General features: G+C 36.5%; 11 protein-coding genes. All 11 read left to right on the forward strand.

The features are described 5' to 3' along the window. The first annotated feature begins 28 nt into the window (after nucleotides 1–28). The 11 genes from ACSKT4_RS02970 to ACSKT4_RS03020 all read left to right on the forward strand — a co-directional run bounded on the left by ACSKT4_RS02970 (nucleotide 29) and on the right by ACSKT4_RS03020 (nucleotide 12,444). Complete coding sequence (locus ACSKT4_RS02970; protein ID WP_186870783.1) at nucleotides 29–2,221, forward strand: RNA degradosome polyphosphate kinase; 2,193 nt, start codon at nucleotides 29–31, stop codon at nucleotides 2,219–2,221. A 172-nt stretch (nucleotides 2,222–2,393) separates the two neighbouring features. After that, nucleotides 2,394–3,587: a DUF4085 family protein gene (locus ACSKT4_RS02975; protein ID WP_186870784.1), complete on the forward strand. Its 1,194-nt coding sequence runs from the start codon at nucleotides 2,394–2,396 to the stop codon at nucleotides 3,585–3,587. Nucleotides 3,588–3,819: 232 nt separating this feature from the next. Continuing rightward, a complete protein-coding gene (locus tag ACSKT4_RS02980) occupies nucleotides 3,820–4,701 on the forward strand; it encodes an ABC transporter ATP-binding protein (RefSeq protein WP_186870871.1) in 882 nt (293 codons plus the stop codon). A gap of 24 nt (nucleotides 4,702–4,725) precedes the next feature. Continuing rightward, on the forward strand, nucleotides 4,726–5,472 hold the full coding sequence (locus ACSKT4_RS02985; RefSeq protein ID WP_186870785.1) for an ABC transporter permease: 747 nt from the start codon (nucleotides 4,726–4,728) through the stop codon (nucleotides 5,470–5,472). A gap of 22 nt (nucleotides 5,473–5,494) precedes the next feature. Then, nucleotides 5,495–5,965: a LytTR family DNA-binding domain-containing protein gene (locus tag ACSKT4_RS02990; protein ID WP_186870786.1), complete on the forward strand. Its 471-nt coding sequence runs from the start codon at nucleotides 5,495–5,497 to the stop codon at nucleotides 5,963–5,965. Further along, nucleotides 5,946–6,356, forward strand: coding sequence for a DUF3021 domain-containing protein (locus tag ACSKT4_RS02995; protein ID WP_186870787.1), 411 nt, complete (start codon nucleotides 5,946–5,948; stop codon nucleotides 6,354–6,356). The genes ACSKT4_RS02990 and ACSKT4_RS02995 overlap by 20 nt, the downstream gene beginning before the upstream one ends. A 223-nt stretch (nucleotides 6,357–6,579) precedes the next feature. Further along, on the forward strand, nucleotides 6,580–7,278 hold the full coding sequence (locus tag ACSKT4_RS03000) for a response regulator transcription factor (protein WP_186870872.1): 699 nt from the start codon (nucleotides 6,580–6,582) through the stop codon (nucleotides 7,276–7,278). After that, on the forward strand, nucleotides 7,271–8,275 hold the full coding sequence (locus ACSKT4_RS03005) for a sensor histidine kinase (RefSeq protein ID WP_186870788.1): 1,005 nt from the start codon (nucleotides 7,271–7,273) through the stop codon (nucleotides 8,273–8,275). The genes ACSKT4_RS03000 and ACSKT4_RS03005 overlap by 8 nt, the downstream gene beginning before the upstream one ends. A 97-nt stretch (nucleotides 8,276–8,372) precedes the next feature. Further along, nucleotides 8,373–9,134, forward strand: coding sequence for an ABC transporter ATP-binding protein (locus ACSKT4_RS03010; protein WP_186870789.1), 762 nt, complete (start codon nucleotides 8,373–8,375; stop codon nucleotides 9,132–9,134). After that, the gene (locus ACSKT4_RS03015; RefSeq protein WP_186870790.1) at nucleotides 9,124–11,073 is read left to right on the forward strand and encodes an FtsX-like permease family protein; all 1,950 of its coding nucleotides are present in this window, start codon (nucleotides 9,124–9,126) and stop codon (nucleotides 11,071–11,073) included. Before ACSKT4_RS03010 ends, ACSKT4_RS03015 begins: the two co-directional genes overlap by 11 nt. Before the next feature lie 198 nt (nucleotides 11,074–11,271). Beyond that, complete coding sequence (locus ACSKT4_RS03020; RefSeq protein WP_186870791.1) at nucleotides 11,272–12,444, forward strand: MFS transporter; 1,173 nt, start codon at nucleotides 11,272–11,274, stop codon at nucleotides 12,442–12,444. Nucleotides 12,445–12,616 lie beyond the last annotated feature (172 nt).

Here is a 12,616-nt window from a genome sequence, read left to right on the forward strand (position 1 = left end):
ATACGTGTCATAAAAGGAGATGTGCGAAATGGAAGTTGCAGAAAAAACGATCAACCTAGATAATCCTTCCTATTATAATAATCGAGAGTTGAGTTGGTTGAATTTTAATTATCGAGTATTAGAAGAAGCGTTAGATGATCGGAATGCACTTCTCGAAAGACTTAAATTTATGGCTATTTTTAGTTCTAACTTGGACGAGTTCTTTATGGTTCGTGTAGCAGGACTTCTAGATCAAGTGAAGGCTGGTTATAATCGTCCTGAAAATAAAGCGGGATTAACTCCCATGGAACAGCTAGAAGCAATCTCAAAGGTTTGTCATGGGTTAATTTCTGAGCAGGATGAGACCTATTTAACGTTATTAACACCATTATTGGCTAAAGAACAGATTTCTTTTGTTTCCATTGAAGAATTGTCGAAAATGGAAATAGAATTTTTAGAACAACAGTTTAATGAGCATATTTTTCCTGTGCTAACGCCAATGGCGGTTGACGCTTATCGACCATTTCCGATGTTGTTAAATAAGTCTCTTAACCTAGCTATCACCATTGTAGATAAGCAGAAGGATAAGATGGAAACAGAACGCTTAGCGATTGTGCAAGTACCTTCTGTCATCGACCGTTACATTGAACTGCCCAATCAAAATGGAGTAAGATCTTTTGTCCTATTGGAACAAGTAATTTCGCATTTTATACATAAATTATTTGTTGGGTATCAGGTAGTGTCGGTTACAGCATTTCGAATTACAAGAAATGCTGATTTGACGATACATGAAGATGGTGCTGAGGATTTATTACAGGAAATAGAAGAAGAGTTAAAGAAACGGAAACGTGGAGCAGCAGTCCGGCTAGAGGTTCAGGATCATTTCTATGACCAACAAGTTATTGATTATCTTATAGAAGAATTGGAGATTGATAAAAAAGATGTCTATTTCGTCAAGGCACCACTTGATTTAACATTTCTTTTTGCATTCTATAAGACGATTAAATCCACTCATGAGCATTTAACGGATCCATCGTATATTCCGCAGCCTCCCCAAGATTTACGCGGGGATAAGGAATTGTTCGAGGCTATTTTAGAAGAGGACCTTTTACTGCATCATCCTTATGAGTCTTTTGAGCCGGTTGTAGATTTTGTTTCGCAAGCAGCGGACGACCCTGATGTATTAGCTATTAAGCAGACACTGTACCGTGTTAGTGGAAATTCTCCAATCATTAAAAGCTTAGAACGGGCTGCGGAGAATGGTAAGCAGGTTACGGTTTTAGTAGAATTAAAGGCTAGATTTGATGAAAAGAATAATGTGCAATGGGCAAAAGAATTAGAAAAGGCTGGTTGTCACGTGATTTATGGGATAACCCATCTGAAGACACATAGTAAGATTACATTAATTGTTCGTCGGAAGAAAAACCAAATAGAACGATTTGTTCATCTTGGAACAGGGAACTATAACGATGCAACAGCAAGAACGTATACCGATCTTGGACTTCTTACGGCAAATAAGGAAATTGGTATTGATGCTACCAACTTTTTTAATTACTTAAGTGGATATATGGACAAGCCTGATTACCATCATTTAGTTATGTCGCCATTTGATATTCGAGAGAAATTTGTTCAATTAATTGATGAAGAGATTGCCTATCATAAGCAATTTGGTAATGGGCATATTATGGCAAAGATGAATTCCTTATCGGATAAAGATTTAATTAGAAAATTATATGAAGCATCCAATGCTGGGATTAAGGTAGATTTAATTGTAAGAGGCATTTGTTGTCTCCGTCCGGGAATTGCCAATGTAAGTGAAAATATAAAAGTTCGTAGTATTGTTGGTCCATTTTTGGAACATACGCGAATTTATTATTTTCACCATAATGGGGAACAGAAGGTCTATTCTTCGTCAGCAGATATGATGACACGAAATATGGAAAAACGAATTGAGATATTATTCCCTATATTAAAGAAACATTTAAAACAACGGGTTTTAGAGTGGATGTATCTCATGTTAGCAGATAATGTAAAAGCAAGAGAACAGGATTCTACTGGGAAATATTATTATGTCGCACGACTTGAAGATGAAGCAGAAATTAATAGTCAATTGGAGCTATGTGAACATGCACGTAACTTCGAACATATAAAGGACTCTAAACAAGCAAACAAAGGTAAGTTCGATGTTTTAAACTATTTTCCGTTTAAGCAAATTAGTAAAATGTATCATAAATCAAAGTAGCTGGGATAATGAGACCAGTTGCTAGTCCTGACAGGATGCTAAAGTCAGTTTCTTGGTGAATACCGAGAGCTGACTTTTCTTTTTAAGTAACTAGCTCGGTAACACACTTGTACTTAGTGTGGTCTAAAAGGTATAGTTTAGTAAAAGCTTAACATCGACAGGGGGAAATCGAATGTGGAATGTATCTAAAGAGGCAAGGGAAAGATTTGAAAAGTGTAATTTGCTTCCTATTCATGAATCGGATGATGAGTGGGAGATTGTAATACGTGAAGCGAAAGAGGAAGGGGAGGATTTCGCTGCTAGTTTAAGAGAGGAGTTGGAAGAAGTAAAGGAAGAATTGCTGGATATTCTTCCTAGTCGTTTCATTCCTTATGTATTAGATGGAAGCTTAAACCAACCAACATTGTCGAAAGCGGTAAGAATGGATTATTTACAATGGATGCAAGAAGCGGATAAGGAATTTGAGGATATATTAGATGCAGCTTCCGAAAATACCGAGCAGGCTATTACGTCTCTTTCCAATTCAGTCCAGGCGGTTCTGGAAGAAAGTCTGCATGATACGGTAATCGAACGAATAGTACGAGAAGGTGAAACAATTCATCTTTATTTGAATACAGACGGTGGTTTTTCGACGAAATCACTGATTCATCTGGTATTTGAAGGAGTTAAAAGTGAAGTGTCTGACACATCTATAAAGGTGGAGCAATGGCTTATTTATTATGAGCTTCAAAAGAGAGGTGAAGGGTTTGCATTCCGTGCATTATTTGATTCCCCACAAGCAGAGTGGACAATTACGATGGAGAATATGGAAGCGGAATACTATTATCGTCCAAAGGAATATAGACACTTGGGTGAGGAAGAAAAGCTAGAAGAGATTACGCTATTAGAATATATTGCTATGCTGGATCAAGACCATTCGTATTGGTTCATCACACCTCACATAGAATGTAACATTACCTCTCTATCTGAGGGGATTGAGATAGAGGGGGGAGCGATAGAAATAGATAATGAACAGGTAGTGGTAACGGTTGGAGGTAAGCAGTATACCTATGATAATGAAGCTACAAAAGGGTATATTTATACCGATAACGATGAAGAAATTCAGCATCGTTATGAGGAACCATTGCCATTTGATGAAATAGAGTCAGCTGTATTGGGTAGCGATATAGAACGGCAAGTACAAGCCTGGAATACGATGTATGCTAATCCAGAAGCATTACGGGATCTGATCAATCATGTGTTAGCTAAAGTGAAGATGACAGATGAAAACGAAATGATGATCGAAGTCTATGTAAATCATTTTTATAATGAAGGTATTTTAACTGAGGCTGTTACGGCGTTATATCAAGATTTATTAAATAACTAGAAGCAGAGTAAAGGCAGGAGAATTCCAGTTTACAGGGGTAAAATGGTCAGGAATTAAATCAATAGCATAGTAATGAGAACTCACGGCGCTGTTAAATTAACTAGGCTGTGAGTTTTTTATGTTTATTTTTCTCCAATGTCAATCACCAAAATCTACATGTTGTTCCAATAGTACTCTTTTCAAACTTATTGTTTGCCATAATGAATCAAAGAAGGAAAGGAAGGTGTTTACATTGTTAATGGTGAACAATGTAGAGAAGTATTATGGGAAGAAAACTGCATTATCAAATGTTACCTTGGATATACCTAAAGGAATTTGCTACGGGTTAGTCGGACCAAACGGAGCTGGGAAATCCACATTAATGAAAATTATTGCTTCCGTTATTCAAGATTATAAAGGAACGATTCAATTTACGAATGAAAAGATTCGTGTAGGGTATGTACCACAAGATATTGCTCTTGAAGAGACACTATCCGCTCGAGATAATTTATATTTCTTTGGAGAGCTCTATGGTTTAAAAGGCAAAACGTTAAAAAAACGTACAAATGAAGTTTTAACGGAGATTGGACTAAAAGAGCGAGGGAAGGATAAGGTGCAGTCTTTCTCTGGAGGAATGAAACGACGTCTAAATATTGGTTGTGGAATCATGCATAAGCCAAATTTAATTATTATGGATGAGCCAACTGTAGGTGTTGACCCTCAATCGCGTAGATACATTTTTCAAATGATAGAACGGATGAAAGAAGCTGGTAGTACCATCATTTATGCTAGCCACTATATGGAAGAAATCGAGAACGTATGTGAGGTAGCAGGATTCATGGATCATGGGCGTATAGTGGAAAATGATCACATTGATACGATATTAAAAAAGCATGTAACCCCTTCTGTATATGTAAAAGGGAATAATTGTTTGCCTGAGGATATTAGTAAATATGGTTCTGTACAAAGCAAGGAAGATGGATACTTAGTCAGTTCGGATAATCCTATACTTGTAATGGAGAAGGTCCTTGCTTTTATTAAAAAGAACAATACAGAGCTAGAACGTTTGGAATTAGTTAAGCCACGGTTGGAGGATGTGTTTTTTTCCTTAACAGGCTCAAAGTTAAGAGATTAATAGGAGAGGAAAGGGGATAGGGATATGAATGCTGTTGTTAAGTTGGAAATGAAGAAAAATCTTCAGGATAGGGGACTATTATTCTGGGCGCTGATATTGCCGATAGTATTTACTGTACTATTTATTTCGGTATTTACTTCGGGAACAGAAGAAGTGGAAAGTAAGCAAGTGATTATTTCTATTGTTCCGGGATATACCGTGATGTTTGTATTTTTTATTATGATTTCCATGACGGAATCATTTATCAAAGATCGAAATATGGGAATGATAGCAAGGATTTCGAGTACACCACTATCACCATACTTGTATTTACTAGGCAAATGGATACCATACATGTATATTGTGAGTATACAGATAGCAATTTTACTATTGTTCGGAAAACTAGTATATGATGTTCCACTGGAGCAACCAGTACAATTAAGCATATTGGCTATTGCTTTAACCTTCATGGTGACAGGACTAGGACTTTTACTTGCTGTAGTGGTGAAGACTAATAATATGGGGATTGCCCTGACACAGGTTATTGCATTAGGTGGAGCATTACTTGGAGGGTTATGGGTACCAGTGGGTATGATGCCAGACTTCTTACAAATACTAAGTCGTTTCTTACCACAATATTGGGCTCATCAAGCATTTCAAGATGCAATGACTGGTACACTACAAACAGGGGAATTTATTCAGGCGTCATTAATCTTAGTTGGAGTTGGGATAGTTGGATTTGTTATAGCGATTTTATGTTTCCCAATAGTATTAAAACGGGCAAAGGGGTAATCCATGCAGGGGGATGTTAAGGTTGAAGGTCAACATTGATATTGATGATAAGCATACTGAGCCGTCCATCACGATACAGACAAATGAATGGTCGGAGGAATTGGAGGAAATTGTGGCTCTCATAAAGGGGAAAAATGGTAGGCGGTTGTTTGGGATAGAAGCGGACCAAACCGTATTACTAGATCCAAAAGCAATTGATTTTGTATATGCCGAAAAAAGAAAGGTCTTTGCTTGTCTTGGAAAGAAGCATGTTGAAATTAGGATGAAGCTTTATGAAATAGAAGAGAATTTAGCTTCCTATAACTTTATGCGTTTTTCTAAATCCGTTATCGGCAACCTAAATCAAATTGAGCGGTTTGAATTATCCTTTAATGGGAATCTCTGTGTGTATTTTGAATCCGGAAATAAGGAGTATATTACGAGAAAGTATGTACTACCAATCAAGAATAGATTAAATATGGGAGGGAAATCAGATGATAATGGAAGGGATTAGGAGAAGTATTTATGGAATCGCCTTTGGTGGTATTATTACGTTTATTGCCATAACCATTGTTAATTTTACAGACACTAATACCTCCGTATCGCAAATATGGCTCTATATGCTTTGTACTTTCGTGCTTGGAATCTATTTCGGATTGTCCTCCCTGATATTTAGTGACAATGGTTGGAGCATGTTAATACAAACCATCGTACATTTTACGGTTTCGATTATTGTATATTTAATCATTGCGTTGTCTGCTGGCTGGGTTCCGTTACGTTTATTTCCAATTCTATTGACCTCTTTCATATTCATAGGTATTTATACGTTGAATTGGACTGGATACTACCTGTATTTCAAAAAAGTTGAAAAATCGATGAATGCAAATTTGAAGAAAAAAATGTAAAAGTATACCATGGATGGTCTGCTTTTTCGCATTATAGTTTTGATGGATATGAAAGTAAAAAAACTCAACTGTAGGAAGTTTCTATACGTTGAGTTTTTTTACTATTTGGTGAAACTGTTTCTTAAGGTAGTTACATAACTACCGCTAACCGATACTATTAATAGCACAGTATCTCGTTTTGATATAAAATAACGGTAATAAATAAGTAGAAATGGTGGTCATGTTGTTTAAAATCTTACTAATTGAAGATGATGTTACATTGTTTAAAGAAATCAAAGAACGTCTAGTACAGTGGTCCTATGATGTATATGGTATCCAGGATTTTAATGACGTCATGCGTGATTACAGCGAGATAAAGCCTGATTTAGTCATTATTGATATTCAATTACCAAAGTTTGATGGGTTCCATTGGTGTCGAATGATCCGTTCTCACTCGAAGGTCCCTATTATTTTTCTGTCATCTCGAGATCACCCCACCGATATGATTATGTCCATGCAGCTGGGAGCGGATGACTTTGTACAAAAGCCGTTTCACTTTGATGTATTAATTGCAAAAATCCAGGCAGTATTAAGACGGGTATACAATTATAGCATGGAGCAACAGACCCAACTAAAAGTATGGAACGGTGCAACGGTTGATTACATAAAGGGCTCCATCCAAAATAACCATGGTGAGGTTGAATTGACGAAAAATGAGATATATATTTTAAAAATTTTGTTAGAAAATATGAATCAAATTGTGAGTAGGGATGAACTTATAAGGCAATTATGGGATGATGAACGATTTGTGAGTGATAATACGTTAACAGTTAATGTTAATCGATTACGGAAGAGATTAGAAGAAATAGCGATGGGACAATATATAGAAACAAAGGTAGGGCAAGGATATATGGCTAAAGATAGGAACGAAATGGATGATTAAAAAATACTTACTTGAGAGAAGAAGTTGGATACTATTCTTTTGCTTGTTACAAGGTTTATTCCTTGTCATTGCTTATGTGGACACATCTATTCATGTTAGTTCTATTCTATATATTGTCTTTCTATCCTTTGTTCTCTTTCTATTGTTTCTTGTCATGCAGTATGGAAGGGAAGTATCATTTTACAAACGGCTGAATGAATGGAATCCTAATGTTGATATTAAAATGATAGGGGAAGGAAGTACACCCTTAGAACAGATTGTAGAAAAAGCTATCAAACAGCAGGTAGACACTTGCAAGCAGGATTTGAACCAGCTAACTATAGATGTTGAACAGGAAAAGGATGAATTACTAACTTGGATTCATGAAGTAAAAACCCCCTTAACAACGATGAAATTAATGATAGAAAGAATGGAAGATAGGGCCTTAAGGGAACAGCTGATGTATGAATGGCTTCGAATTCATCTATTATTGGATCAACAATTGCACAAGCGTCGTATCGCATCCATGGAGAACGATCTTTATATAGAGCAATTAGATTTAGAGAAACTAGTCATTCAAGAAATTCAATCATTAAAATCGTGGTGTTTTCAAAAAGGCGTTGGCTTTGAAGTAGAATTAGATGTCACAGAAGTATTATCCGATGCCAAGTGGCTTCCTTTTATATTACGTCAGATTTTAACCAATGCAGTAAAGTATAGTAAGAATTCGGATATTATGGTACGTAGCTATGAACAACATGGAAGAACAGTAGTAGAAATCCAAGACGAAGGTCGTGGAATTGAAGCTAGAGACATTCCTCGTATTTTCGAAAAAGGCTTTACCTCTACACGTGACCATAAGGACCAGAATGCAACTGGAATGGGCCTATACTTAACGAAAAAAGTAGCTATGCCCCTTAAGATACATATTCATGTACAATCCGAATATGGGCAAGGAACATTGTTTCAATTAACCTTTCCAAGAAAGAATGATTTTATTAAAATAACAAGCATGTGACAACAATGTCACATGCTTTGCTATTTTGTTAGATGATTCGAAGGAATATACTAGAATTTTTTATTATGATAATCCTATAAAGAAAGGATTGATATGGATGAGTATTTTAGAAGCGAAAAATATAGTCAAAACATACGGAAATAAGTGGAATCGACAAGAGGTATTGAAAGGAATTGATTTGGATGTGGAGAAGGGGGAATTTGTCGGTATTATGGGGCCTTCCGGTTCTGGTAAAACGACCCTACTAAATGTCCTTTCATCCATTGATCGTGTCACACAGGGCTCGATTCGTGTAGAAGGCAAGGAATTTACGCGAATGAAGGATAAGGCACTAGCAGAATTTCGAAAACGTCATCTAGGCTTTGTCTTTCAAGATTATCATTTATTAGATACGTTAACGGTTAAAGAAAATATTATGTTACCACTAACCGTTAATAAAATTCCGAAAAAGGAAGCACAGCAAATGTTTGAACGGGTCACAAAGGAGTTAGGTATTTATGATATGAAGGATAAATATCCAAACCAAATTTCTGGTGGTCAGAAGCAGAGAACTTCAGCAGCTCGTGCCTTTGTTCATCAGCCTAGTATCATTTTCGCAGATGAACCCACCGGGGCACTCGATTCAAAATCGGCATCAGATTTATTGAATAAATTAAGTGATTTAAATGCGAAGCTAGAGGCTACCATTGTGATGGTTACCCATGATCCCTTAGCAGCTAGCTACTGTAGTCGTGTCATTTTTATAAAGGATGGTCAAGTGTTCACGAAATTAAGTCGTGGGGAAGAAAGTAGGCAGGATTTCTTTCAAGATATTATTAAGACACAAGGTGTGTTAGGTGGGGTACAGCATGAGCTTTAAATCTCTCATCTTTCGTAATTTACTAAAGAACATGAAAAACTATTACCTATATGTATTTGCACTTGTGTTTAGTGTATCCTTATATTTTGCTTTTGTTACTCTTCAATATGACCCAGCGATGGATGCGACTAAAGGATCTATTAAAGGAGAAGCAGCAATAAGGACTGCTTCTGTATTACTAATTATGATTGTTACCGTTTTTCTGGTATACGCTAATAATCTTTTTATTAAGCGAAGAGGAAAAGAAATTGGCTTATTTCAATTAGTTGGGTTAACAAAGAGAAATGTTTTTTGGATTGTTGGATTAGAAAGTTTCGCTTTGTACTTTGGTTCCCTAGCTCTAGGGATATTTCTAGGCTTTACTTCTTCTAAACTCATTATGATGATTCTACTAAAAACTATCGGCGTTAATGAAGTGGCACAACTTCAATTCTCAACAGAAGCCCTGATTCAAACTGTAATCGTATTTGCCGCTATTTATGTCGTTATTATGATTTTTAACGGTTGGTACATTAAACGGCAACGGATTTTATCGTTATTCCATACGACATCAACATCTGAAGAGAAAAAGCATAAAGTATCCTTTTTTGAAATCTTAGTCGGAATATTTGGGCTTGCGTTGATTATATTCGGTTATTATTTGTCTACTAAGCTATTCGATGGACAATTTACTGCGATAAATCAAATGTTTCTAGTTATGTTAGTTATCCTTGGTTCGGTTATTATCGGAACTTATTTCTTTTATAAGGGATCTGTTCGCTTTCTATTCAATCTTATTCGGAAGAAGGATAATGGGTACTTATCAGTCAACAAGGTTCTATCGTTATCATCTATCATGTTCCGGATGAAGTCGAACTCGCTGTTGTTAACCGTTATAACGACAGTATCAGCACTAGCTATTGGGTTACTATCTTTATCGTATATATCCTATTATTCAGCAGAAAAAATAGCGGAAGAATCTGTTGTGTATGACTTCTCGGTTCCAAATGAGGAGAATGCAGATGAGTTTACTGCTTTATTAGAAGAAAGTCAGATTGCTTATCATCAAAAAACAATTAAGATGGTAGCTGCGAATGCAGACTTATCCAATGTTGTCGATACGAATTTAACAGATATGTCTACAATTGTAGACGATGGTCAAATACCAATTATTATTGTGTCAGATAAAGATATTGAAGATTTAGATGTTAAGGAGAATGAAGCAGCATTTATTGGGGTTCAATCGGCTATCGATACATTTATGTCCTTCCAAACTGGTGATATGACGGTTTCTGGAAAAACAGTTTCGTATGACTTGAATCTAAACAAGGTGATGAAGGATAAATTTGTTATCCCATTACGCGTTGGGGACGGAGGATTTCCTATTACGGTCGTTGATGACAAAGTCTTTCAACAATTAAGTGATGATATAGATCCTGAGATTATGAAGGAATTTACGGTTTCAATAGGTATTGATATCGATAATAAGAGTGATATTGAAAAGGCAAATGAGATCTTTCAGTCTTCAATCGGTGAATGGGCAGGTCATGAGTCACTATTAGAGACCTTTAATAATCAGAAGCAGAATATGGGGCTAATTATGTTTGTAGTTGCTTTTCTTGGGTTAACCTTTTTAATCACTTCTGGCTGTATCCTTTATTTCAAACAAATGGATGAGGGCGAACAAGAGAAATCAACCTATACGATTCTTAGAAAATTAGGCTTTACCAAAACAGATTTGCTAAATGGAATTAAGATAAAGCAACTGTTTAATTTTGGTATACCGCTCCTAGTAGGACTAAGCCATAGCTACTTTGCAGTGAAATCAGGCTGGTTCTGGTTTGGTACGGAATTGTGGGTTCCAATGATTATCGTAATGGTGCTTTATACATTACTTTACTCCATCTTTGGCATTCTTTCCGTTGTCTACTATAAGCGATTGATAAAAGAAGCTCTGTAAGCTATTTAAATAGGAGACTACCATGATTTGGTAGTCTCTCTTTTTTGAGAAATACAAAATAGGATCACAGGAGTACTAATTTCGACATGATTGGGAAGAGAGACGGATGGTATACTAACGATAGATGGATTAAATAACGATATAGAGAAAAAAGGATGCTACGTTATCCACGTTCTCTTACCCAAGGGTGGAATTAGATTGAAGCTAAATAAAGTACTACCGATTTTGTTTTTAACGATGTTTCTTGTGATGGTTGGTTTTGGAATTATTATTCCAGTCCTCCCGTTTTATGCAGAGGAACTAGGCGCAACACCTACTCAGCTTGGATTATTGATGGCTGTATATTCACTCATGCAATTTATATTTGCGCCGATGTGGGGGAAATTATCGGATCGTATTGGCCGCAAACCGGTCATCATGATTGGGATATTTGGTCTGTCCCTTTCCTTTTTTATTTTGGCTCTTTCCACTCAAATTTGGATGCTGTTTCTAGCAAGGATAATAGGGGGAATCTTATCTGCAGCAAACATGCCTACTATAATGGCATATGTTGCTGATATTACGTCTGAAGCAGAGCGTAGTAAAGGTATGGGAATTATCGGGGCTGCTACTGGGCTTGGGTTTATCTTTGGCCCGGCAATCGGTGGGATTTTTGCAGAAATTCATTTGCACACCCCGTTTTATATTGCTGGTACGGTGTCATTTATTACGTTACTTTTCGTATATTTTACCCTACAAGAATCTTTACGGATTAGCTCTAACAAGCGGAGTAGGCGATCTAACCTATCATGGGGGAATGTTCTTGGTGGGTCTATGGCAATGTTATACTTCCTTCAATTCGTTATTTCGGTATCTTTATCCGGGCTAGAAGCAACATTTGCCTATTTTGCGGCAGAAAAGGCAGGATTAGATAGTGTATCATTAGGTTATATTTTTATGATAATGGGACTTGCCAGTGCAACTGTTCAGGGATCAATGGGGAAACTGACTAAACAATATGGTGAAGCTACTATTATACAAGCCGGGATTATCGTCTCTGCGGTTGGCTTTGGACTCCTTTTATTTATTGAAAACTTTACTACAGCTGCCATATTTCTTGCAATATTCGGAGTCGGTAATGGGGTTATTAGACCGAGTGTTTCTTCATTACTAACAAAGAAATCGAATATGGGACATGGGATGGCGACGGGTTACTTATCTTCATTCGACTCCTTGGGGAGAATTATTGGTCCGGTTATCGGTGGAGTTTTATATTCCGTAGCAATTGGATTGCCTTACCTTACTGGTATAATATTATCTGTTTTAGCCTTATCTTTGTATCGCGTTTATGCAAGCAGGGACACTGGGATAGGCTCGTCCCGACAAATTTAGGATTATCGAAAAGGGTCTATTTACAATATGAAGAAAAAGTGCGATAATTAAGGAAATTCAGAAGGGGGTAAGTAAGAAAATGATGCCAACAAATTGCTAATTATTAATTAATGTAATTAATAGGGATTTTTAATGTGTAACGTATCAATTAGCCTTTAGTTAGGTTTATTTG

The sequence above is a fragment of the Ornithinibacillus liuyingii genome, from assembly GCF_055550225.1.

Bases quoted from the DNA above. Each gene is read 5' to 3' on its own strand.
- ACSKT4_RS02975 (WP_186870784.1), top strand. From the start codon at position 2,394: ATGTGGAATGTATCTAAAGAGGCAAGGGAAAGATTTGAAAAGTGTAAT.
- ACSKT4_RS02985 (WP_186870785.1), top strand. From the start codon at position 4,726: ATGAATGCTGTTGTTAAGTTGGAAATGAAGAAAAATCTTCAGGATAGG.
- ACSKT4_RS03015 (WP_186870790.1), top strand. From the start codon at position 9,124: ATGAGCTTTAAATCTCTCATCTTTCGTAATTTACTAAAGAACATGAAA.
- ACSKT4_RS02995 (WP_186870787.1), top strand. From the start codon at position 5,946: ATGATAATGGAAGGGATTAGGAGAAGTATTTATGGAATCGCCTTTGGT.
- ACSKT4_RS03010 (WP_186870789.1), top strand. From the start codon at position 8,373: ATGAGTATTTTAGAAGCGAAAAATATAGTCAAAACATACGGAAATAAG.
- ACSKT4_RS02970 (WP_186870783.1), top strand. From the start codon at position 29: ATGGAAGTTGCAGAAAAAACGATCAACCTAGATAATCCTTCCTATTAT.
- ACSKT4_RS03005 (WP_186870788.1), top strand. From the start codon at position 7,271: ATGATTAAAAAATACTTACTTGAGAGAAGAAGTTGGATACTATTCTTT.